Consider the following 24,821-nt stretch of genomic DNA (forward strand, 5'->3'; position numbering starts at 1 on the left):
GGCTATACCCCCTAGGTGCCCCGATCGGGGTGCTCGCAAAATGATCTATGCAACATCCATGTTGCCATTCGAGAGAGGCGAAGAGCGAACTCATGGTTTCCCGCGTTATTCCAGTAGACCCTTTTGATCTGGTGCTGTTTGGCGCCACCGGGGATCTGGCCCGCCGTAAAATCCTACCCAGCCTGTTCCACCGCTTTATCATTGGCCAGTTTGACAACAACGCCCGCATCATCGGAGCCTCGCGCAGCGAGATGAGCCGCGAAGAATTCGGCGCAATGGTGACAAGCGCGCTGCAGGAATTCGGCCATCCCGAAGACACCAGCGCAGAAAACATTGCCGCCTTTATTGCGCAGATGGACTATGTTGCTGTGGATGCGCGCAGTGACACTGGCTGGGCCGATCTGGCCAAAGTGCTGCGCGATGGCGTTGTGCGTGCTTTCTACCTCTCGGTTGGGCCAAGCCTGTTTGCAGATATTGCCGGGCGGCTGAAATCCACCGGCATTGGCACCAAAGACAGCCGGGTTGTGGTGGAAAAACCCTTTGGCCATGATCTGGCCTCGGCCAAGGCTTTGAATGCGGCGCTCAGCGCCCATTTCGAAGAACATCAGATCTACCGCATCGATCACTATCTGGGCAAAGAAACCGTGCAGAACCTGATGGCGCTGCGCTTTGCCAACTCGCTGTTTGAACCGCTGTGGAACTCGTCGCAGATCGATCACGTGCAGATCACCGTGGCCGAACGCATCGATGTGGCCGGGCGTGGTGAATATTACGACAAGTCCGGCGCCATGCGCGATATGGTGCAAAACCACCTGATGCAGCTGTTGTGCCTGACCGCGATGGAGCCGCCTGCGCGGTTTACCCCCAATGCGGTGCGCAATGAAAAGCTCAAGGTCATTGAGGCGCTGAACCCGGTTCCGGCTGAGGATATTTCGCGCGGCCAATACCGCGAAAACAAAGGCGGCGACAGCTACCGCGATCATGCGGGCAATCCCAACAGCACCACCGAGAGCTTTATCGCGATGAAGGTCGAAGTGGCCAATTGGCGGTGGGCAGGCACCCCGTTTTATCTGCGTACCGGCAAATGCCTGCGCGAACGTGAATCAGAGATCGCGGTGTTTTTCCGCGACCCGCCTCACAACATCTTTGAAGGCGACAACCCGGCAGCAGGCAATGTTCTGGTGATCCGCCTGCAACCGGATGAGGGCATCACGCTCCATACCACCATCAAAGATCCCGGCCCCGGCGGCATGCGCCTGACCACCGCCAAATTGGATATGACCTTTGCCGAAAGCCTGCCAGAAGCAGGCCGCCCGCAGGATGCCTATGAGCGGCTGATCATGGATGTGATCCGCGGCAATCAGACCCTGTTTATGCGCGGCGACGAAGTCGAAGCAGCCTGGGCCTGGGCAGATCCAATCATCGAGAGCTTCTCGAACGGCGCCGTTGCACCGCAGCTGTATGATCAGGGGGGCTCTGGCCCGGATGATTCATTGCTGTTGATGCATCGCGATGATCGCCGCTGGCGAGAGATTGGTGCGTGATCTGCAATGAATTCCCCCCTCGGCACCCCAACGTTTGAAAAGGCAGCCAGATGAGCTTGAACCAGACCGTCCAATCGGTGACAGACCGGATCATCGCCCGCAGCGAAGCCACCCGCAGCGCCTATATGAAACGCATGGAGGCGGCGCAGAAAAAAGGCCCCGCACGCGCGCATCTCAGCTGTTCGGGACAGGCGCATGCCTATGCGGCCGCTGGTGAAGATCAGGGCCAACTGGCCACCACATCCGCAGGCCATCTGGGCATTATCACCGCCTATAATGACATGCTTTCGGCGCATCAGCCGTTTGAGATCTACCCGGAACGCATTCGCAAAGCGGTGCGTGCAATCGGGGGCACCGCGCAGGTCGCGGGCGGCGTGCCGGCCATGTGCGACGGCGTCACCCAGGGCGAAGCCGGGATGGAGCTTTCGCTGTTTTCACGCGATGTGATTGCGATGGCGACCGGTGTGGCGATGTCGCACAATGTGTTTGATTCCTCTGTCTATCTTGGGGTTTGCGACAAGATCGTGCCAGGTTTGGTGATCGGGGCGCAGTCCTTTGGCCATGTGCCCGCGGTGTTTTTGCCCGCTGGCCCAATGGTTTCGGGCATTTCCAACGACCAGAAAGCCAAGACACGACAGGCCTTTGCCAAAGGGGAAGTGGGCCGTGAAGAGCTGCTGAAATCAGAGATGGCCTCTTATCACAGCCCCGGCACCTGCACGTTTTATGGCACTGCCAATACCAATCAGATGCTGATGGAATTCATGGGGCTGCACTTGCCGGGTTCATCCTTTGTCAATCCGGGCACCGAGCTGCGGGATGCGCTGACCGAAGAAGGCGCGCGAAAGGCGCTGTCGCTTTCGGCTTTGGGCAATAATTACACCCCGGTCTGTGACGTGCTGGATGAGAAAGCCTATGTGAACGGCATCGTGGGTCTGATGGCCACGGGCGGCTCTACCAACCTGCTGATCCACCTGATTGCGATGGCGCGCGCTGGTGGCATCATTCTTGATTGGCAGGATTTCTCGGATCTTTCTGACAATGTGCCGCTGCTCGCACGGGTCTATCCGAACGGGCTTGCGGATGTGAATCATTTCCATGCCGCAGGTGGATTGGGCTTTATGATCGGGGAGCTTCTGAATTCAGGCTTCTTGCACCCGGATACCAAAACCGTGGCGGGCGAAGGTCTGGAAAACTATATGATGGAGCCCTTCCTGTCGGAAGATGGTCTGACCTGGCGCCAAGGTGCGGGCAAAAGCCTGAACGAAGCCATCCTGCGCCCGACCAAAGATGCGTTCCAAGCCACCGGCGGTCTGAAACGCGTGTCTGGTAAATTGGGCACCGGGGTGATCAAAATCTCTGCCGTGGCCGAAGAGCACCGCGTGGTGGAAGCCCCCGTACGGGTGTTTCATGACCAAGACGAGGCCAAAGCCGCGTTTAAAGCAGGTGAGCTGACCGACGATGTGATCGTGGTGGTGCGCTTTCAGGGTCCCAAAGCCAACGGCATGCCGGAACTGCATTCATTGACTCCGATCTTGTCGATCCTGCAGGGACAGGGCAAACAGGTGGCACTGGTGACCGACGGCCGTATGTCGGGTGCTTCGGGCAAAGTTCCCGCGGCAATCCATGTGGTGCCTGAGGCGCTGGATGGCGGCCCTATTGCAAAATTGCGCGATGGTGACATTGTGCGCCTGGACGCGCCCTCGGGTGTTCTGGAAATCCTGACCGAAGGCGTGCTCGAGCGCCCGGTTGTAACGGCTGATCTTTCGGCCAATGAACACGGCACTGGCCGTGATCTGTTTCAAGCCTTCCGGCGCAATGTGGCTGCCGCCGATGAAGGTGCCAGCGTATTTGGAGTGTAAGACATGTCCCTGACCCCGCAACAGGCCAGCGAAAAGGCCAAATCCATCTGTAGCCTGGCCCCAATTGTCCCGGTTCTGGTGGTAGAGGATGCGGCAACCGCAAAACCTTTGGCACAGGCTCTGGTCAATGGTGGCCTGCCCGCGCTGGAAGTGACCCTGCGCACGCCCGCCGCGCTGGATGTGATCCGTGAAATGTCACAGGTCGAAGGTGGCGTTGTTGGTGCTGGCACGTTGGTCACGCCCGAAGACGCCATTGCAGCCTCCCGTGCGGGTGCGCTGTTTGGGGTGTCTCCCGGTGCCACAGATGAGCTTTTGGAAACCTGCGAAGCGCTTGGCCTGCCCTTGCTACCAGGTGCCGCCACCGCAAGCGAAGCGATGCGCCTGTTGTCGCGCGGCTATGATATGCTGAAGTTCTTCCCTGCCGAAGCGTCAGGCGGCGCGCCTGCGCTCAAAGCCATTGGTGCCCCATTGCCGCAGATCACCTTCTGTCCCACCGGTGGTGTGAGCCCGGAAAACGCAAACACCTATCTGAGCCTGCCAAACGTTGTCTGCGCCGGCGGCAGCTGGGTCGCGCCAAAAGCGATGGTTCAGGCAGGTCAATGGGATGAGATCACCGCCCTCGCAGCGGATGCAAGCACCTTGGGCGCAGCGTAACCCGCCATAGAAAATCCATCGGATTATGTACGACCGGCAGGCCCCAGGCTTGCCGGTTTTATTTTTGTACGATCACAAAATCGCTAAGCCTGCTTTTTAGAGGGAAAATTTACAAATTTCCGCGACCAATTCCAGACGCCGAATTTTTAATTCTGACAGGCTGGACACTGGCGCATCCGGTAGAATGGACACAATCTAATGGCATCCAAACATTTGACCCGTGAAAGCTGGATCAGGCGCAGTCTCGGCAGTGTGGGTGCAAAGATTATCCTGATACTTCTGGCAATGGCCGTCACCTCTGCGGTGGGCAGTTTGATGATCAACACATCCTTTGAGCGGATCACCACAAATGTTGATGACATGACGCAAGATCGGCTGCCCACATTGGCGCAAACCGCCGATGTGGGCGAGACGGTCAGCAAGGCGCAAACCGAACTGATCACCCTACTGCTGGCCTCTGACAGCGCGGCACTGGCCACGGCCCATGATCGCGAAGAGGCCACGTTGAACCGCATATTAGCGCAGTTACCCGATCTGGCACCGGAGCAGAAAACGGCGCTTGAAGCGGAGCTCACAGTTGCCCGTCGCGCGCTTGGAACGCTGACCACAAACCGCACCGTTGAATTTTCTGCGGCCAAGGATATGTCGGCCCAGGTGCAGGCTCTGTCACAGGCTACCATCACCGCACAAAGCCAACTGGCCCAATCCGCACAAGAGGCGGAAGCGCGCATGCGCAAGAGCAGCGCCAAAATTGTTACGATCATGGACAGCGCGCTGAAAAACCTTGTTGGGCGGGAATTCCCGGCAATCAACCAGATCATGCAGCTACGCACCGATGTTGCTGTGCTGGCGGTAAAGGCGCTGATGATCAGCACGGCGGCGGATCTGCAGGAAAGACAAAAACGCACAGAAGCCGCACGCAACGCACATACGACCGCTAAGAATTCCTTGAACGCTGCGCTCGACAATCCCGCCATTCGCGCCAACCTTACCCTGACGAAACAGGCCCTTTCGGGCTGGAACCGGATCATCAACGCACCTCAAACGCCGCATACATCGCTGGTGCGTCGCGCCGAGATGCAGCAGCTTCAGGCCGACAGTGAGCTGGCCGGGCATAGTGAAACCATGATGATGATGCTCCAGTTTGCCTCTGAGGATGTCGGCGCGAGCAACCTGGCCTCTACCGATGATCTGTTTGGCAATGAGGTCCGCAATCTGTTGCAGATCTTGGATATCAACAATCGGCTGGCCCTGTTTCGCGCCACCGCGCTTGAGCTTGTGGTGGCCAATGATCAGCGCAGTGTCGTTGCAATTGGTGAGCGGCTGCCCGAACTGTATCACGACCTGCTGCGCGAAATGGCGAGCGCAAACGTCACGCTGGATGAGGCAACACAACTCTCGCTTGATGCGCTTGTTGGCACGGATGGTCTTCGCGGCACCAAACTAAACGCACTCAACGCCCGAGACACGGCGCGCGCCGCCTCGCTGACGGCTGCTGCCGCGATGGGCAAAATCACCCAGATGACCACAGATCTGGCCTATAGCAGTCGCGATGGCATGGCCCAAAGCGCCGAAGCCATCGCACGTGATGTGGCGCTTGCGCGGGAACGGCTCAACGCGATTTTGATCAGCTCTGCCATTGTTGTGGTTTTGGGCATCTGGCTCACGCATCTTTTTATCCTACGTCCGCTGGCCCGGTTGAGCGAAACAACCGAGCACCTGGCGGCAGGTGATATGAGCCCGGTTGAAGGGTTTGATCGCTCCAGCACTGAGATTGCCCGCATTGCCCGCGCGCTTACCGTGTTCCGCAATGGGCTCGTGGAAAAGGATCAGGTGGAGCGGTGCGCAAAAGAAGAACGCGAGGCCCGCCAGGCCCAGCAGAAACTGGCGGTCAACGCGCTTGGCAATGGGCTCGAACGGCTTTCAGGTGGCGATCTGACTGCGCGCGTCACTGTTGAGCTGGAAGGTGGCTACAAAAAGCTGCGCGATGATTTCAATACCGCAGTCGAACGCCTGGAGGCTTCGGTGCTAACCGTTTCAGGCAGCGGACGTTCGATTGTGAATAACAGCGGCGGAATCTCTGGCGTTACCCAGGATCTGTCGCAGAAATCTGGTGAAACAGCGGATACGCTGGCGGAGACCACTTCATCGCTCAGCCGCCTGTCGAAATCGATTTCCGGCACGGCAGAGGCATCAAACGCGGTGTCCGTGTCAGTTCAGGATGCGCAAAACACGGCAACCGCCAGCATTGAAGTGGTAGATGAAACCATCGCTGCCATGCGCGACCTTCAGGTGAGTTCACAAAAAATCGCAGAAATCATCGGCACCATTGACGGCATTGCCCAGCAAACCAACCTGCTGGCGCTGAATGCAGGCGTCGAGGCCGCGCGCGCTGGCAGCGTTGGCAAAGGCTTTGCTGTTGTGGCCTCGGAAGTGCGCGAGTTGGCCAGTAAATCCAAAACAGCCGCGGACCAAATCACCCAGCTGGTGAAAGAAAGCAACGCCCAAGTTGAATTGGGCTCGGATCTGGTTGGGCGCACCGGCAAAGCCATGAGCGAGATTTCCAACACGGTGGCCCATGCCGCCAAACAAATGAGCGAAATATCCAATGCAGCCGGAGCACAATCACAGGATCTGCAATCGATCAATCACGCGATGATCGCTCTCGACAATACCACCAAGATGAACGACCAGCTGCTGCAGGGGGTGACCCAATCCAGCGCGGGGCTTTCAAAAGAAGCGCGCGCCATGCAGGCCGCCATTGACCGGTTTCAAGTCAGTGCAAACCCCGCCGAAACCCAGCAGGACGCGGTCTTTTTACAAGCCATGTGAGCCATAGACAAAGGGACGGGCCAGACCCGGCCCGTCCCTTTGGGGTGATTGCTGATCTGAAGATCAGATATAGAAGCTTTCAGAAAAAACGTGCTGAACGATCTGATCACGTTTCAGGCCACGTTCTGCCAGTTCTTCATCGCTCATCGCCATCAGGACGCGCGTGGCGCGAACCCGGCTGTTGGCTTCTCCGATCGCAACCAGAAAATTACCTAGCGCCACAAATGGGCGGGTCATAATGTTCCAGCCAAAGCTTGGTTTGACCGTCTGTGCAAGTGCCATTGGATATCTCTCCTAGAGTTTCGATATCCTCCCCTTGCACCGCGATATAGGTGCCACTGTTCGGCTGAGATAGGCCCGCAGCCGTATAGCCGCCATGCGGCCGCTGCAATTGAGATCGAGGCAGTCTAGGCCTTAATGAAGATTGCGCGTCAGGGTTTCAGAAAATCCGCGGATCAGTGACGCCAGTTCGGGATTGCGCACCCGTTCCGCGGCCTGTTGCGGGGATTGCCAGCTGCGCGCGCGCAGACCATTTGAATGCGCGGCGGGGCAATGTTCATCCTCAACCCGCATCGCATGGAGCTGCACGTGACACACCCCACCCCATTTTCCTACGGTATATTCGCCAAACGCATGATCTGAAACTGGCCCGGACACGCCTGCTTCTTCCAGCGCTTCCTTGGCTGCAGAAACCTGCGGTGACAAGCCCGGCTCGCAGATGCCTTTTGGCACCCCCCAATGACGGCCACTGCGGGTGGAAATCAACAGAATCTGCGGCCCCTGCGACACCCAGCGGTACGGCAGCACCCCGGATTGACGATAGTAATACGCAGGCCGCGATCGCCGGGCAGAACCATTGGGATCGGGAAACCCCCTGGGAAGATTCAGATCACTGAGAAGCTGAGACAGTTCTGCTTCAATCGTGCGGCCGGTGCTGCCATCCAGCTCGACTTCAAGCTGCGCAAGATGACCAAGCCCAAATTGTGCAGGCATCGCCTCTGGTCCCAACAAATGCAGCATCAGTTCCTGCATGGCCGCGGGATGGCCAAAATAGATCAGATTGTTACGCATGAGATAGGGCGTGAGAATAGAGAGCTGCTCTGCCAAAGCTGGTCGATAAAGCCAGCGTTCATAGCGAACCCTACTGGTGGGACGGCCGCAAACCTTGGCAGCTTTTTCCGCACTGGTCCGGGTACGATGGGCCGGTGAAGCCAGCATCGGGTCGTCAATGCCATGTTCCGCAAGATATGAGCCAAACTTCTGCGCCAGGCGTTTGCCTGAACTGCGCAATGGTCGTGAAAAATCATCGCCGGGCCAATTCGATTCGGTTTTGCCATGGCAGATGAGTGTCAGGCGTCGATGATGTCGCATCCTCCCCTCCCTTCCGCAATAGGGCCACTATAGCAGATTATTGCCTCCGGGTCAGGTTTCAGGTTAACGCCTTGTCAGGTCATGGAAATCAGTGCTTCTGAGACGCGATCCGGATCATAACGATCAGCGCGGTCTTGTTGTGCAAGCGGGACCGCGACACAGGCAATTCCAAAGCGATGCTGCAGCAGCTCGGCCTGTGACGGGTCAAATGATTTGCTGTCACAAAGCACCACATCCATCAGTGCGCTATTTGCACAGTTGTCGCCCACATCCTGACGCAGCGCCTGCAAAATTGCCGCTACCTGATCCACCAAAGTCATACCAATACATTCAGGGTCACTCCCGAGACTTGGCAGATAGACCTTCGGCACCGCGCGCCCGGCAATGGTACGCCCAGTCTCAGCTGGCAGCAAATTGGCGATCACACTGCTATAGAGACTGCCGGGCGCATAACAAATCAGATCGGCGTCGGCGATGGCATCGCGGTTTCGTTCTGGCAGTTTGACCCGCTCAGCCTCTATCGCAGCGCCGTTTTCAACCAGAAACAGCTCTTTGATCGGCGCGGTGATGGGGGCCACTTCTTTGCCGGAGATCTGGCGTTGACCAATCACAGTGCTGCCATCCATCAACAGGGCGCCAAGGTCCAGATTGCGATCCACAATTGAGCGCACCGTGCCTTTGACTGCCACCATCTTTGACATCAAAAACAACACGGGCTCCAGCGCGCGCTCATTGGCGAGATAGCCGCCTGCCAGAATAAGATTGCCAACGCTCGCCCCTGCAAAGCTGAAATCCGGGGCGCGATGCTGATCAAAGACTTTCAGCTGCGACAGGATCAGACCGCGCATTGGTTGCGACACCGCCCGTATCATTGCGTGCCGCCCAGAGAGCAGGCTGCAAAATTCTTCTTGCAGCGCCATAGGCTCTGCCTTGACGGCGAAACGGTAGGTAAACAGCCGATAGATATCAGGCTGCCCCAGCACTGTTTCATCCGCCAAGGCCATCAATCGGCTGCGAAGATCCCCAACAGCGGGCATATCGAACGCCTCGCGCAACACCTGCGAGCTGCCGCCGCTGTCGAAGGGCGTGATCAGATGCATGGAATTATGAGTGTAATGTTTGAGACTGCGCGCGATATCGTTGAGCGCGCTGCCGCCGCTGAAAAACAAAATGCGCGGGCCAAGATTAGGAAAGCTTTTGGCGCGCGCTACCCGCAGCCTATCCGGGATGTCCACAATGCGGGAGAGGTTCAAATCCACCACGGGTCAATTCTCCAATGATCTGGCAACGCTATCAAAAGGCTTTTGCAGGATGCCGCGATCGAGCGACAGATGACACATAAAATTACTTTGTTGCCTGCCGGTGAACACACATACGTGCCCTTTTTTCAAAAGGGAGGCAGCCTGTGGACCGACGTAGCGAAAATAACGCGCAGCAACCAGCCATTCGACCTGTCTGGGCACAGATCCGCCTTTGGGCGCACTTGCATCACTAGCCTGGCGCGAAACCTGCGCCCCGTTACAGGCTGGCTACCAATGAAAAGGCCCGCAAATTTGCGGGCCTTTTCTTGTTCTAGCGTGTCCCAGCGCCCAAAGGCACTGGGGGTCACTCTTATTCGCGGCTTTCTGGTGTTTCCACCAGGATGTCCAGGTTGTCGCCAAGATCGTCTTCGACCACCGGAGCGGCCAGAGCAGCAGCTGCAGCAGCTTCTTCGCGACGCGCTTCGAGCACAACGCTGTCGCGTGCCTGTGCGACCTGACGCATACGCTGGGTTGCCCCACCAGTACCCGCCGGGATCAGACGACCCACGATTACGTTTTCCTTGAGGCCAACCAGCTTGTCTCTTTTGCCCTGAACGGATGCTTCTGTCAGGACACGGGTGGTCTCCTGGAAGGAAGCCGCAGAGATAAAGGAGCGGGTCTGCAAGGACGCTTTGGTGATACCCAAGAGGATCGGCTCACCTTTGGCAGTGCGCTTGCCACGGGCAATTGCCTTTTCATTGGCATGGTCGAACTCTTGTTTGTCCACGTGCTCACCTTTGAGCAGTGTGGTCTCACCAGAGTCGGAGATCTCCCACTTTTGCAGCATCTGGCGAACGATCACCTCGATGTGCTTGTCGTTGATCTTCACGCCCTGCAGACGATAAACGTCCTGAACTTCGTCGATCATGTAGTTCGCCAGTGCTTCAACACCCATGATGGACAGGATGTCGTGCGGTGCTGGGTTACCATCCATGATGTAGTCACCCTTCTGGACAAAGTCGCCTTCCTGAACAGGAATGTGCTTGCCCTTGGGAACCATGTATTCGACGGTTTCCAGTGTCTCATCTGCTGGCTCGATCGAGATGCGACGCTTGTTCTTGTAGTCGCGGCCAAAGCGCACGTAACCATCGATTTCGGCGATGATCGCGTGGTCTTTTGGACGACGAGCTTCGAACAGTTCCGCAACGCGCGGCAGACCACCGGTGATGTCCTTGGTCTTGGCACCTTCACGCGGGATACGCGCAACGATGTCACCGGCTTTCATGGCTTGACCATCTTCGCACGACAAGATCGCGTCCACAGACATCGGGTAGGTCACCGGATTGCCCAGATCGTTGCGGATCGGCTCACCGTCGCTGTCGATCAGGATGATCTCCGGCTTCATGTCGGAACCCTTAGGTGCTGCACGCCAGTCGATCACGATCTTCTGGGTCATACCTGTGGCTTCGTCGGTCTCTTCGCGCACCGCCAGACCAGAAACCAGGTCGACGTATTTTGCAGTACCGCCTTTTTCCGCGATGATCGGCAGGGTGTAAGGATCCCATTCGAACAGCTTGTCGCCACGGGCAATCTGCTGGCCTTCTTTGACAAACAGTTTGGAGCCATAACCCAGCTTGTGGCTGGCACGCTCTTCGCCGTGCTCGTCTTCGATGATCAGCTTCATGTTGCGGCCAACAACCAGGATCTCGCCATTGGCGTTTTCCAGGATGTTCGGGTTCTCGAATACGATCTTACCTTCCTGGCTTGCTTCCTGGAAGGACTGTTGACCACCCTGCGCAACGCCGCCGATGTGGAAGGTACGCATGGTCAGCTGTGTACCAGGTTCACCAATCGACTGTGCCGCGATGATACCCACCGCTTCGCCGATGTTCACCTTGGTACCACGTGCAAGGTCACGACCGTAACACTGAACACAGACGCCCTCTTCGCTTTCACAGGTCAGCGGCGAGCGGATGCGCATGGATTGAACACCCGCAGTTTCGATGGCGTCAGCCATACGCTCGTCGATGATCTGACCAGCGGCTGCAAGGATCTCTTCGCCACCCGGACGTTTCACGTCTTCTGCAACAACACGGCCCAGAACACGTTCACCAAGGGTTGCAACAACCTCACCGTCGTTCACAGCCGCTTCGGCGGTGATCGAGTTTTCGGTGCCACAGTCGTGTTCGCGAACGATACAATCCTGTGCAACGTCCACCAGACGACGGGTCAGGTAACCGGAGTTCGCGGTCTTCAAAGCGGTATCTGACAGACCCTTACGGGCACCGTGGGTGGAGTTGAAGTACTCCAGAACGGTCAGACCTTCTTTAAAGTTCGAGATAACCGGCGTTTCGATGATGTCGCCGTTCGGCTTTGCCATCAGGCCGCGCATACCGCCCAGCTGACGCATCTGAGTAACCGAGCCACGCGCACCGGAGTGGGCCATCATGTAAACCGAGTTCGGTTCCATAACCGCGCCGTTCTCGTCACGCTTTTCGTCCGAGATGGTGGACATCATCGCGTCGGTGAGCTTGTCGTTACACTTCGACCAGGCATCAACAACTTTGTTGTATTTTTCGCCCTGAGTAATCAGGCCGTCCATATACTGCTGTTCAAAGTCTTTCACCTGATCACGGGTGCCATCAACGATGGTCCATTTGTTTTCAGGGATTACCATGTCGTCTTTGCCGAACGAGATGCCCGCCTTAAACGCTTCGCGGAAGCCCATAGTCATGATCTGGTCACAGAAGATGACGGACTCTTTCTGACCGCAGTAGCGATAGACGGTGTCAATGACCTGCTGAACTTCTTTCTTCCGCAGAAGACGGTTCACCAGTTCAAACGGCGCCTTGGCGTTTTTCGGCAGGAGCGAGCCCAGACGGACGCGGCCCGGCGTGGTTTCAAAACGCTGGTAGACCTCGTTGCCTTCTTCGTCGATCTGCAGAATGCGGGCAGTGATTTTGGAGTGCAGGTGCACTTCACCGGCGTCAAGCGCGTGATGCACTTCTTCCAGTGTACCAAACACTTTGCCTTCGCCGATCATGCCTTCGCGTTCCAGGGTCAGATAGTAGAGACCCAAGATCATATCCTGCGAGGGAACGATGATCGGTGCACCGTTTGCAGGTGACAGAACGTTGTTGGTCGACATCATCAGAACACGCGCTTCCAGCTGGGCCTCAAGGCTCAGCGGAACGTGAACCGCCATCTGGTCACCGTCAAAGTCAGCGTTAAACGCCGAACATACGAGCGGGTGCAGCTGGATCGCTTTACCTTCGATCAGAGTGGGTTCAAACGCCTGGATCCCCAAACGGTGCAGCGTGGGCGCACGGTTCAGCATGACCGGGTGTTCGCGGATCACCTCATCGAGGATATCCCACACTTCGGGACGCTCTTTTTCAACAAGCTTTTTCGCCTGTTTCACGGTGGAAGACAGACCTTTGGCTTCCAGACGCGAATAGATGAACGGCTTGAAGAGTTCCAACGCCATCTTCTTGGGCAGGCCACATTGATGCAGCTTCAGCTCAGGACCGGTCACAATCACCGAACGGCCAGAGAAGTCGACGCGCTTACCCAAAAGGTTTTGACGGAAACGACCCTGCTTACCTTTCAGCATGTCCGAAAGCGATTTCAGCGGACGCTTGTTGGCGCCAGTGATCACACGACCGCGGCGGCCGTTGTCAAACAGCGCATCCACAGATTCCTGCAGCATCCGCTTTTCGTTGCGCACGATGATGTCAGGTGCGCGCAGTTCAATCAGACGCTTCAGACGGTTGTTCCGGTTGATCACACGACGATACAGATCGTTGAGGTCAGAGGTTGCGAAACGGCCCCCATCCAGCGGCACCAGCGGGCGCAGCTCTGGCGGGATAACCGGCACAACGGTCATGATCATCCATTCCGGACGGTTGCCGGATTCCAGGAAGCTCTCAACCACTTTCAGGCGTTTGATGATCTTCTTGGGCTTCAGCTCACCGGTGGCTTCGGCCAGTTCAGCGCGCAGCTGCTCTGCCTCAGACTCCAGATCGATCTGGGCCAGCATGTCACGGATTGCTTCCGCACCGATGTTGGCAGTGAACGCGTCCATGCCGAACTGGTCTTGCGCGTCCATGTACTCTTCTTCGGTCATCATCTGGCCGTATTGCAGGTCGGTCAGACCCGGCTCGATGACAACGTAGTTTTCAAAGTACAGAACACGTTCCAGATCACGCAGGGTCATATCCAGCATGAGACCGATGCGGCTTGGCAGCGATTTCAGGAACCAGATGTGCGCAACCGGAGCTGCCAGTTCAATGTGGCCCATACGCTCACGGCGTACTTTTTGAAGGGTAACTTCAACACCACATTTTTCGCAGACAACGCCGCGATATTTCATGCGCTTATATTTGCCGCAGAGACATTCATAGTCTTTGATCGGGCCAAAGATACGCGCGCAGAACAGGCCGTCGCGTTCGGGTTTGAACGTACGGTAGTTGATGGTTTCTGGCTTTTTGATCTCGCCATAGGACCAAGACAGGATCCGTTCCGGCGACGCCAGCGAGACTTTGATTTCGTCAAAGACTTTGGGCGGCGTCAGCGGGTTGAACGGGTTGTTGGTGATTTCCTGGTTCATTTTGATACCTCAAATTTCGCGGAAGGGGGGAGCGGGGTAAGGGCCGAAGCCCTTACTCTTCTGCCTCCGCATCCAGGAGTTCCATATTCAGGCCGAGGCCGCGGACTTCTTTCACCAGAACGTTGAACGATTCTGGGATACCCGCTTCAAAGTTATCCTCGCCCTTGACGATGCTTTCATAGACCTTGGTCCGGCCCGCCACGTCATCCGATTTAACGGTGAGCATTTCCTGCAGGGTGTAGGCAGCGCCATAAGCTTCCAGCGCCCAGACTTCCATTTCCCCGAAACGCTGACCACCGAACTGCGCCTTACCACCCAGCGGCTGCTGGGTAACGAGGGAGTATGGACCAGTGGAACGTGCGTGGATCTTGTCATCAACCAGGTGGTGCAGTTTCAGCAGGTATTTGACACCCACTGTTACCGGACGGGCAAACTGTTCACCGGTGCGGCCATCAAACAGAACCGACTGACCGGAGCTGTCAAAGCCTGCACGCACCAGCGCGTCGTTCACATCGCCTTCTTTTGCACCATCAAAGACCGGGGTTGCGATCGGAACACCGCGGGCAACATTGCCTGCCGCTTCCAACAGTTGGTCTTCTTCCATGCCGGTGATGCCTTCGTCATAGACGTCTTCACCATAGGCCAGGCGCATAGCTTCGCGCACCGGAGTCAGGTCGCCAGAACGACGGTATTCCTGCATCGCGTCGTCAACCTTGATACCAAGGCCACGTGCGGCCCAACCCATGTGGGTTTCAAGGATCTGACCAACGTTCATACGCGATGGAACACCAAGTGGGTTCAGACAGAAGTCAACCGGGGTACCATCAGCAAGGAACGGCATGTCTTCCATGGGAACAACGCGGGAGATAACACCCTTGTTCCCGTGACGACCGGCCATTTTATCACCCGGCTGCAGCTTACGCTTAACGGCGATGAAGACTTTTACCATCTTCATCACACCCGGCGGCAGATCGTCGCCACGGCGGACTTTTTCGACCTTATCTTCAAAACGGGCGTCCAGAGCACGTTTTTGTGCTTCGTACTGCTCGTTCAGAGCTTCAACCACCTGTGCGGACTGCTCATCTTCGAGCGCCAGCATCCACCATTGGCCGCGCGGCATGGAATCCAGCAGCTCTTCGGTGATTTCGGTGCCGGTGCGAATGCCTTTTGGCCCCTTAACAGCAACCTTACCGTTCAGCATGCCACGCAGACGCGCGTAGATGTTGCGATCCAGGATTACCAGTTCGTCGTCGCGGTCACGGGCGAGGCGTTCAACTTCCTCACGTTCGATCTGCAGCGCACGTTCGTCTTTTTCCACACCATGGCGGTTAAAGACGCGCACTTCGACAACAGTACCGTAGTCACCTGGTTTCACACGCAGCGAGGTGTCACGCACATCAGAGGCTTTTTCACCAAAGATCGCACGCAGCAGTTTCTCTTCTGGTGTCATTGGCGATTCACCTTTGGGGGTGATCTTACCAACCAGAATGTCGCCCGGCTCTACGTCGGCACCAATGTATACGATGCCCGCCTCGTCGAGGTTGCGCAGCGCTTCTTCACCAACGTTTGGAATGTCGCGGGTGATTTCTTCTGGGCCAAGCTTGGTGTCACGTGCGGCGACTTCAAATTCCTCGATGTGAACCGAGGTGAAGACGTCGTCACGCGCGATACGCTCAGAGATCAGGATGGAGTCTTCGTAGTTGTAGCCGTTCCAAGGCATAAACGCGACGACCACGTTTTTACCCAGAGCCAGCTCACCCATATCAGTGGATGGACCGTCGGCAATGACTTCACCTTTTTGAACCGTGTCGCCTACTTTCACCAGCGGACGCTGGTTGATGCAGGTGTTCTGGTTCGAACGCTGGAACTTGCGCATGCGGTAGATATCAACGCCCGCATCACCCAGTTCGAGATCCGAAGTCGCGCGGATAACGATACGCTGAGCATCAACCTGGTCGATGATACCGGCACGGCGTGCCTGGATCGCAGCGCCCGAGTCGATCGCAACTTTTTCTTCGATACCGGTGCCCACCAGCGGCGCTTCTGCGCGCAGCAATGGAACCGCCTGACGTTGCATGTTCGAACCCATCAGGGCCCGGTTCGCATCGTCGTTTTCGAGGAACGGGATCAGCGATGCCGCAACCGAGACCAACTGTTTTGGTGAAACGTCGATCAGATCAACCGCGTCGCTTGGCGCCATAGTGTAGTCGCCGGACTGACGGGTGTTGACCAGGTCGTTAACGAACTTGCCGTCTTCGTCGAGGCTCGCGTTTGCCTGCGCAACGGTGTGGCGCATTTCTTCGGTTGCCGACATGTAATGTACTTCGTCGGTAACTTTAGAATCCACAACCTTGCGGTAAGGCGTTTCGATAAAGCCGTATTTGTTCACGCGGGCAAAGGTTGCCAGCGAGTTGATCAGACCAATGTTCGGGCCTTCCGGTGTTTCAATCGGACACATCCGACCATAGTGGGTCGGGTGAACGTCGCGCACCTCAAAGCCCGCACGCTCACGGGTCAAACCGCCAGGGCCAAGCGCCGAGAGACGACGTTTGTGCGTCACCTCAGAAAGCGGGTTGGTTTGGTCCATGAACTGGCTGAGCTGCGAAGAACCGAAGAATTCACGCACAGCTGCGGCAGCTGGTTTCGCGTTGATCAGGTCTTGCGGCATGATGGTGTCGATTTCAACCGACGACATGCGTTCCTTGATTGCGCGCTCCATGCGCAACAGGCCAACACGGTACTGGTTTTCCATCAGCTCGCCAACGGAACGCACACGACGGTTGCCAAGGTGGTCAATGTCGTCGATGTCACCACGGCCATCGCGCAGGTCAACCAGCGCTTTGATACATGCGATGATGTCTTCCTTGCGCAGGGTGCGCATGGTGTCTTCCGCATCCAATGCCAGACGCATGTTCATCTTCACACGACCAACGGCCGAAAGGTCATAGCGCTCGCTGTCGAAGAACAGGGTGTCAAACAGCGCCGAGGCTGCTTCAACGGTGGGCGGCTCACCCGGGCGCATCACGCGATAGATGTCCATAAGCGCAGTTTCACGGGACATGTTCTTGTCCTGCGCCATGGTGTTGCGGATATAGGGGCCATAGTTGACGTTATCGATGTCAAGAACCGGAATGTCGGTGATACCCGCATCCATCAGTTCTTTCAGCGAGCCGCCAATCAGATCGCCACCCTTGTCATACTCAAGGGTCAGCTCATCACCAGCTTCAACGTAGATTGCACCGTTTTCTTCGTTGATGATGTCTTTGGAGACAAATTTACCAACGATGTGATCAAACGGAACCAGCAGCTCGGTGATGGTGCCTTCGTCGATCATCTTCTTCACGGCACGAGGGGTAACCTTCTTGCCTGCTTCGCAGATGATTTCGCCGGTGGCCGCGTCAACCAGATCATAGCTCGGACGGGTGCCGCGTACGCGCTCAGGGAAGAACGGGGTTACCCAGCCGCGTGTTTTTTCCAGCTTGTAGTTGACGGTATTGAAATACGCGTCACAGATACCTTCCTGGTCCAGACCCAGCGCATACAGCAGGGTGGTCACAGGCAATTTGCGGCGACGGTCGATACGCGCAAACACGATGTCTTTTGCGTCGAACTCAAAGTCGAGCCAGGAACCGCGGTACGGGATGATACGGCATGCAAAAAGCAGTTTACCCGAAGAGTGGGTTTTACCCTTGTCGTGGTCAAAGAACACGCCCGGCGAGCGGTGCATCTGCGATACGATCACACGCTCGGTGCCATTGACAACAAATGTGCCGTTCGGGGTCATCAAAGGCATATCGCCCATGAAGACGTCCTGCTCTTTGATGTCTTTCACCGATTTTGCACCGGTGTCTTCGTCCACATCAAAGACGATCAGACGCAGAGTAACCTTCAGCGGCGCGCTGTAGGTCATGTCGCGCTGCATACATTCTTCAACGTCGTACTTCGGCTGTTCCAGCTCGTATTTCACAAACTCCAGAACGGAGGTTTCGTTGAAATCCTTGATGGGAAAAACAGATTGAAACACACCCATGATGCCTTCGCCGTCAGACGGCAGATCTGCATCACCTGAGCGCAGGAAAAGGTCATAAGAAGATTTCTGAACCTCAATAAGGTTCGGCATATCCAGCACTTCGCGGATTTTGCCGTAGTATTTCCGAAGACGTTTCTGGCCAAGGAACGTTTGAGCCATGTCAGATGTCACCTTTCGATATTCTCACGGAAACAAGAGCGCCGCCGGGCTCCGGCGCCTTGCCCATACGAGACAGCGTGTTCGGATCTATTCATGGCCGTCGTCCCGTATGACGGCCTTCCCGATCCCTTGAACCTCGCCTTAGAAAACGCCCCAGAGATGAGACCCTTGCTAAGACAGGTACGGCTGGGCTCGGGGAACCCCGAACCCAGCCTGAAACTTGGGAGTATTGAAAGCAACTTCACTGGGAAATTGCTACTCTTTTCTCTCCCAAAGCGGCGCTTAGGCCAGCTCGACTTCTGCGCCAGCTGCTTCCAGCTTCGCTTTGACGTCTTCTGCTTCCGCTTTGTCTACGCCTTCTTTGATCTTGCCGCCTTTTTCGACCAGCTCTTTGGCTTCTTTCAGGCCAAGACCGGTGATGCCGCGAACTTCTTTGATCACGTTGATTTTGGAGGCGCCGGCGTTCTTCAGAACAACGTCGAACTCGGTTTTTTCTTCTTCAGCTGCGCCACCGGCGTCTGCGCCGCCAGCCATTACAACTGCGCCGCCTGCTGCGGGCTCGATGCCATACTCGTCTTTGAGGATGGTTTTCAGTTCTTGTGCTTCCAGCAGGGTCAGACCAACGATGCTTTCCGCGAGTGCTTTCAGATCAGCCATTTTCTTAGCTCTTTCCGTATAAAAGTATGTGTGTTCCAACGTAAGGGTTCACCCTACGCCAGCCATTCAGTTCCAACCGCTTACGCAGCTTCCGCCTTCTCTTCGATGGTCGAAAGGATGCTTGCGATGTTGCTTGCAGGTGCGCCAATTGCGCCAGCGATATTGGATGCCGGTGCGCCGATGCAGCCAGCGATAGAAGCAATGAGCTCCTCGCGGGAAGGCATCTTGGACACGGCAGAAACGCCAGCACGATCCAGAGCGTTTTCACCCATTGCGCCGCCAAGAATTTCGAACTTGTCGTTATCTTTGGCAAAGCCCTCGGCAACCTTGGCAGCTGCCACAGGATCCTCGGAATAGGTGAGTACGGTCATCCCTGTCAGCAGGTCAGTCATGCTTTCACACGGCTTACCCTCGAGGGCGATTTTGGCGAGCCTGTTCTTGGCAACACGCACAGAGCACTCCGCGTCACGAGCACGTGCGCGAAGGTCTTGCATCTCGGCAACTGTCAGACCGGCATAGTGGGCTACGACCACAACGCCAGAGCTTTCGAAGATCTGGCCGAGTTCCTCGACCACTTTCTCTTTCTGGGCTCTATCCACAGTTCTCTCCAAGTTTTGGGGTGCAAAACACCCCGGCTCATAATTTGCCAAACCCACAAGGGATTCAGCGTTCGGGTCCGTTTTACGGGATGAGCCAAAATCTGCCCGAGGGTTAGAAATCCCTCGATCTTTTTGGTCTTTACCCGTCTCAGGAGGGAAATTAAGGCCCGATCGAAAGGCCACCCACCATCTTGGACGAAACGAAATGAAGCGCACGACGAATCGCACGCTTCATTTCGAGGTTGTTACTAATCCCAAATCGAGAATTTTCCAAGTGGTAAATCCACATTCCCACCCATGCAAAAGGGCGGATCCAAATGGACCCGCCCCCAGACTTCCCGAATGGGAAAATATTATTCGGAAACCGCGTTGTCTACGTCAACGGTAACGCCTGGGCCCATGGTGGAAGACAGTGCAATCTTCTTCATGTATGCGCCTTTGGCACCCGACGGCTTCGCCTTTGCAACAGCAGAGATGAAGGCACGTACGTTTTCAACCAGCTTGGCTTCATCAAAGGATGCTTTGCCAACGCCAGCGTGTACAACGCCGCCTTTTTCCGCCTTAAACTGAACTTCACCACCTTTGGCTGCTTCCACGGCTGCTTTCACATCCATGGTCACGGTGCCAACTTTGGGGTTCGGCATCAGGTTGCGCGGGCCGAGGATTTTGCCCAGACGGCCAACGATGGGCATCATGTCTGGGGTTGCAATGCAACGATCAAAGTCCAGGTTGCCGCCCTGAATGGCTTCCATCAGGTCTTCTGCGCCAACAACGTCTGCACCTGCTTCTTTTGCTTCGTCAGCCTTGGGGCCACGTGCAAAAACTGCAACACGCATTGCTTTACCGGTGCCGTTCGGCAGGCCGATTACGCCGCGTACCATCTGGTCTGCGTGACGGGTGTCAACGCCGAGGTTCAGAGCGATTTCAACGGTCTCGTCGAATTTCGAAGTTGCGTTGGCTTTTACCAGTGCAACTGCTTCTTCAACGGTGACATTTTCTTTGCCTGCGAAGGCTTCGCGCGCTGCGCGGGTACGTTTACCGAGCTTTGCCATGATTTAGCCTTTCACCTCGATACCCATAGAACGGGCGGAGCCCAGGATGATCTGCATTGCCGCTTCAACGTCATTTGCGGAGAGATCTTTCATCTTCGCTTCGGCGATTTCACGAACCTGAGCAGCAGTCACAGACGCAACAATCTCACGACCAGGCGCTTCGGCACCACGGGGACGGTTACGCTTACCAACCGGCTTCAGGCCAGCAGCTTTTTTCAGGTAATAAGACGCTGGAGGCGTCTTGATGTCCATGGTGAAGGACTTGTCCTGATAGTAGCTGATCACGGTTGGGCACGGTGCACCGGCTTCCATCTCCTGCGTTTTGGCGTTGAACGCCTTGCAGAATTCCATGATGTTGATGCCGCGCTGACCCAGCGCCGGGCCAACCGGCGGGGATGGGTTTGCTTGACCTGCAGGAATCTGCAGCTTCATTGTACCAGCAAGCTTCTTTGCCATCTGGTTATCTCCTTTTCAACACCCGCAGGACGCGTCCTTTGGGCTACTCATGTTGTGTGGTCCGACCCAGACATCGCGATGCCCTAGCCTCCCACGCTCAAAGCCGCGCAACCAGGGCGCGGCTTGTTTTCATCAGGCCTGTTTGGTGACCTGAGTGAAATCCAATTCGACCGGGGTTTCCCGGCCAAAGATCGACACGGTAACCTTGAGCTTCTGGTTGTCGTCGTCGACCTCTTCGACCATGCCATCGAAATCTTCGAACGGACCGTCGTTGACCTTGACCTTCTCACCAACCTCAAAGGTGATGAGCGTGCGCGGCGCTTCTTCGTTTTCCGAAACGCGGTTCAGGATACCGTTCACTTCGGAATCACGCATGGGCATCGGACGGCCCTGCGGCCCCAAGAAACCAGTCACGCGGTTGATCGAGGAAATCAGGTGATAGCCCTGATCTGACATTTCCATATGGACCAGAACGTAACCGGGCATGAAACGACGCTCAGTGGTCACTTTCTTGCCGCGACGAACCTCGATCACCTCTTCGGTCGGGACCAGAACTTCGTCGATATCGTCCTCGAGACCCTTTTCGATCACTTCGGCACGGATCTGTTCTGCGATTTTCTTTTCGAAGTTCGAAAGAACGCTGACTGAATACCACCGTTTCGCCATGAACTGATCGTCCTTGTCCTGCCAAGCGGGCACTTGGGCCACGCTGTCGTTTATCTACTAATGCGCCACCACCTATGGGCGACACGCCCCAACAAAAATCGGCGTGCAACCGAATCGCCACACGCCATGTCAGGATTAAAGGCTCAATTACTCTGACTTAGGCCCGAGATCAAGCGAAAGCGATGCAGGCAATACTGCCCACCAGAGCACTGTGTTAAAACGCGCTCAGCACCCAGGAAAGACCGGAACGGATGGCCAGATCCACCAGCGCAAAGAACACAGCTGTCAGCGCGGCCATAACAAAGACCATGACGGTCGTCAACAAAACCTCACGGCGTGTTGGCCAAACCACTTTGGCGACTTCGGCGCGAACCTGCTGAATGAACTGTACGGGATTGATGCTGGCCATGTGGCTGCGTCTCTTTCCTAATTTGTGATCTGAGCGGATGTAACCGGAGCCGTGGCGAAATTCAAGAGGGGATAGGGCCACGTCAGAGTATTCAACTCTATGCAGCCCCCCTTTGGGCAGCCCTATGACCCATTCAATTGGGGCAGCGACCACAATGATGACCTTAAATCACCACAAATAGCGAGCTCCAAGCAATTCTATCTTAATTTTCTCTGCCTAGCCTCATGTGAAAGCGGACCCACGGGCGCAGAAGCCGACCCACCGCATTTCGCGCTAAGCCAGTGAGATAGGATTTCCATGACTGTCGCAACGTTTATCAACAAAGCCAAACGCCTGGAGAAGGATGAAAAGCTGGAGGAAGCAGCCAAAGCCTACAGCGATATCCTGTCTCGTTACCCGCAAAACGTCAAAGCCCGCGAAGCGCTGCAGACTTTGCGCAATCGGCTTAAAAACATTGATGAACCCCCTGCGGACATGGTCAAAAAGATTCGCGCGGACCTTCAAAGCGGCAATCTGACCCGCGCCGCTTCAACCTGCGCGGCGCAGCTGAATTCCTATCGCAAATCCCATTTCCTGTGGCAGACACTGGGCGAGTGCCACCTTTTACGCGACTCGTTGAACGAGGCCGCGACCTGCCTGAACAAGGCACTTGAGCTCAATTCACAGGATGCAGACACCTATGTTTTGCTCGGCAATGTGTTTGCGAAATTGGATCAGCGTAGCAATGCCATTGCCCTGCTTCGCAAAGCGCTCCAGCTGGATGCGAAACACCTTCGTGGCCTGAATGATCTGGGCAATCGCCTCCTCGCCGATGGCCAAACCGGAGAGGCGCTGGACTATCTGCAACGCGCGGCAGAGGTCGCACCAGAGAATGCCATTGTCCTTTACAACTATGCGGCTGCGCTGCGCGAAACCGGGCAGATCGCAACAGCCAAACAAATGTATCAGCGCGCGATTGAGCAACAGCCTGACCTAAAGCCAGCGCACTATAACCTGGGCCAACTATATGTACTTGACGGCGAGAATACCTCGGCGGTCCAGTGCTTTGAAAACGCTAATAAAATCGGTCAGGCCTGCGATCGGTCCCTATCGGCAAAACTACATGCCCAGGCCCATCTGAACGACTGGAGCTGGATCGAGGAATACCAGAAGAACAAGCGTCAGATCGGCTTGCAAGGCACGTCTTGCCAGCCCTTCCAGCTCTTATCTATGGAAGATAACCCCGACCTTCTGCGCGTGCGCACACAAGCAAACGCAACAGACACTTTCACACCGCACCCCGCGCCAACACGCACCCCGCCGACGAAACGCCCCCAACGGTTGCGGATTGGGTATTTCTCCTCGGATTTCCACAGCCATGCGACAATGCACCTGATGGGAGGGCTTTTTGCAGCCCATGACAAACATCGCTTTGAGGTGTTTGCCTACTCCTATGGCCCCAATATCGCGGACGACAGCCGCGCGCAGGTTCGCAACCACGTTGATCATTTCATCGAGGCCTCCGCGATGAGTGACGATGCACTTATCCAGCGCGCCCATCGCGACAAACTTGATATCGCCATCGACCTGAAGGGCTATACCGGTGGCAATCGCTGTGGTTTGTTCTCAGCCCAACTCGCCCCGCTGCAAGTGTCATACTTAGGCTACCCTGGCACGATGGGTTCCCAGGTGTTTGACTATCTTATTGGCGACTGGCAGGTCTGCCCTGCGGGCAGTGAACGGTATTTTGATGAACACCTGATCCGGATGCCACATTCCTATCAGGTCAACGACAACAAACGCCCGATCTCAGAGCACGCCATAAGTCGCCGGGAAAACGGCCTTCCCGAAGAGGGTTTTGTCTTCTGCTGCTTCAATAACAGCTACAAGATTACCCCCGCTGAATTTGATATCTGGATGCGGTTGCTGACACAGGTGCCGGGCAGCGTCCTCTGGCTGCTGGAGACCAGCTCGGCCTCTATGGCCAACCTGCGCCGGGAAGCGCAGGCACGTGGAGTTGACGCCACGCGCTTGGTTTTCGCGCCTCGCATAGACCAGCCGCAGCATCTGGCACGTCATACACTGGCTGATCTGTTCCTCGACACATTTGTTGTAAACGCCCACACAACCGCGAGCGACGCACTCTGGGCAGGGCTTCCGATGCTGACCCTGGCTGGAAAACAGTTCGCAGCCCGTGTTGGTGCCAGCCTGCTGTCCTCTGTCGGACTGCCTGAGCTGATCAGCACGACTGAGGCTGAATACGAAACACTAGCGCTAGAACTGGCGCAAAACCCTGCCATGCTGGAGCGTTTCAGATCCCGCCTTCAGCAAAACCGCCCCGTCGCCCCCTTGTTTGACACGCGAGGGTTCACCCGTGACCTAGAGGCAGGGTTTGATCTCATCCACGCACGGTGGCGCCATGGGCTGCTGCCAGATCACATTGACATCACCAAAACCGCCGACCCGGCACAGCGCTCAGCCTCCGCAGCGTAAGCGCCCTCAGCCTGCACCATCCCCCTCGGCTTCTGGTGCAGGCAAAAGCCCCCGCCGCTCAGGCAACCGCAGCTTCTGCCTTCATCTTTTCGCACATACAAAAAGGGCGTCCCGAGGGACGCCCTTTCCGTAGTCATATCAACGAGTGATTACTCAGTGATTTTGGACACAACGCCCGCGCCAACGGTGCGGCCGCCTTCGCGGATCGCAA

16 protein-coding genes are annotated in these 24,821 nt (G+C 56.4%); 5 read left to right on the plus strand and 11 right to left on the minus strand.

Translation table 11 applies throughout. The features are described 5' to 3' along the window. Positions 1–92 precede the first annotated feature (92 nt). From zwf to GG681_RS15710, 4 genes are all read left to right on the plus strand, one after another. A complete protein-coding gene (gene zwf / locus GG681_RS15695) occupies positions 93–1,544 on the plus strand; it encodes a glucose-6-phosphate dehydrogenase (protein WP_153548979.1) in 1,452 nt (483 codons plus the stop codon). 50 nt (positions 1,545–1,594) lie between these two features. Continuing rightward, positions 1,595–3,403: a phosphogluconate dehydratase gene (edd, locus tag GG681_RS15700; protein WP_153548980.1), complete on the plus strand. Its 1,809-nt coding sequence runs from the start codon at positions 1,595–1,597 to the stop codon at positions 3,401–3,403. Positions 3,404–3,406: 3 nt separating this feature from the next. Continuing rightward, on the plus strand, positions 3,407–4,057 hold the full coding sequence (eda, locus tag GG681_RS15705; protein WP_153548981.1) for a bifunctional 4-hydroxy-2-oxoglutarate aldolase/2-dehydro-3-deoxy-phosphogluconate aldolase: 651 nt from the start codon (positions 3,407–3,409) through the stop codon (positions 4,055–4,057). 198 nt (positions 4,058–4,255) lie between these two features. Further along, on the plus strand, positions 4,256–6,889 hold the full coding sequence (locus GG681_RS15710; protein WP_153548982.1) for a methyl-accepting chemotaxis protein: 2,634 nt from the start codon (positions 4,256–4,258) through the stop codon (positions 6,887–6,889). Between the two features lie 63 nt (positions 6,890–6,952). Here the strand turns inward: GG681_RS15710 and GG681_RS15715 are convergent, their stop codons facing one another. From GG681_RS15715 to secE, 11 genes are all read right to left on the minus strand, one after another. Then, on the minus strand, positions 6,953–7,171 hold the full coding sequence (locus GG681_RS15715; protein WP_153548983.1) for a DUF1127 domain-containing protein: 219 nt from the start codon (positions 7,169–7,171) through the stop codon (positions 6,953–6,955). Between the two features lie 132 nt (positions 7,172–7,303). Continuing rightward, positions 7,304–8,260 carry an NUDIX domain-containing protein gene (locus tag GG681_RS15720; RefSeq protein WP_153548984.1) on the minus strand — a complete coding sequence of 319 codons (957 nt, stop codon included), beginning with the start codon at positions 8,258–8,260 and terminating at the stop codon, positions 7,304–7,306. A gap of 74 nt (positions 8,261–8,334) precedes the next feature. Next, a complete protein-coding gene (locus GG681_RS15725; protein ID WP_328593418.1) occupies positions 8,335–9,522 on the minus strand; it encodes a GAK system CofD-like protein in 1,188 nt (395 codons plus the stop codon). Between the two features lie 349 nt (positions 9,523–9,871). Next, entirely contained in the window at positions 9,872–14,110 is a 4,239-nt protein-coding gene (gene rpoC, locus GG681_RS15730) for a DNA-directed RNA polymerase subunit beta' (RefSeq protein ID WP_153548985.1), read from the minus strand. A gap of 52 nt (positions 14,111–14,162) precedes the next feature. Next, the gene (gene rpoB / locus GG681_RS15735) at positions 14,163–18,299 is read right to left on the minus strand and encodes a DNA-directed RNA polymerase subunit beta (protein WP_153548986.1); all 4,137 of its coding nucleotides are present in this window, start codon (positions 18,297–18,299) and stop codon (positions 14,163–14,165) included. Positions 18,300–18,581: 282 nt separating this feature from the next. After that, positions 18,582–18,956, minus strand: a complete 375-nt coding sequence (rplL, locus tag GG681_RS15740; RefSeq protein ID WP_153548987.1) for a 50S ribosomal protein L7/L12 — start codon at positions 18,954–18,956, stop codon at positions 18,582–18,584. Positions 18,957–19,036: 80 nt separating this feature from the next. Next, a complete protein-coding gene (gene rplJ, locus GG681_RS15745) occupies positions 19,037–19,555 on the minus strand; it encodes a 50S ribosomal protein L10 (RefSeq protein ID WP_328593419.1) in 519 nt (172 codons plus the stop codon). A gap of 353 nt (positions 19,556–19,908) precedes the next feature. Continuing rightward, positions 19,909–20,607, minus strand: coding sequence for a 50S ribosomal protein L1 (gene rplA, locus GG681_RS15750; RefSeq protein ID WP_153548989.1), 699 nt, complete (start codon positions 20,605–20,607; stop codon positions 19,909–19,911). A gap of 3 nt (positions 20,608–20,610) precedes the next feature. After that, positions 20,611–21,063 carry a 50S ribosomal protein L11 gene (gene rplK, locus GG681_RS15755; protein ID WP_153548990.1) on the minus strand — a complete coding sequence of 151 codons (453 nt, stop codon included), beginning with the start codon at positions 21,061–21,063 and terminating at the stop codon, positions 20,611–20,613. A gap of 132 nt (positions 21,064–21,195) precedes the next feature. Beyond that, positions 21,196–21,729 carry a transcription termination/antitermination protein NusG gene (nusG, locus tag GG681_RS15760; protein ID WP_153548991.1) on the minus strand — a complete coding sequence of 178 codons (534 nt, stop codon included), beginning with the start codon at positions 21,727–21,729 and terminating at the stop codon, positions 21,196–21,198. Positions 21,730–21,943: 214 nt separating this feature from the next. Further along, on the minus strand, positions 21,944–22,138 hold the full coding sequence (gene secE / locus GG681_RS15765) for a preprotein translocase subunit SecE (protein WP_153548992.1): 195 nt from the start codon (positions 22,136–22,138) through the stop codon (positions 21,944–21,946). 297 nt (positions 22,139–22,435) lie between these two features. Here secE and GG681_RS15770 point away from each other — a divergent pair, with 297 nt between their 5' ends. After that, positions 22,436–24,610, plus strand: coding sequence for an O-linked N-acetylglucosamine transferase, SPINDLY family protein (locus GG681_RS15770; protein ID WP_153548993.1), 2,175 nt, complete (start codon positions 22,436–22,438; stop codon positions 24,608–24,610). Positions 24,611–24,821 lie beyond the last annotated feature (211 nt).

It is taken from the genome of Tritonibacter aquimaris (assembly GCF_009617595.1).
GTDB classification, from domain to species: Bacteria; Pseudomonadota; Alphaproteobacteria; order Rhodobacterales; family Rhodobacteraceae; genus Epibacterium; species Epibacterium aquimaris.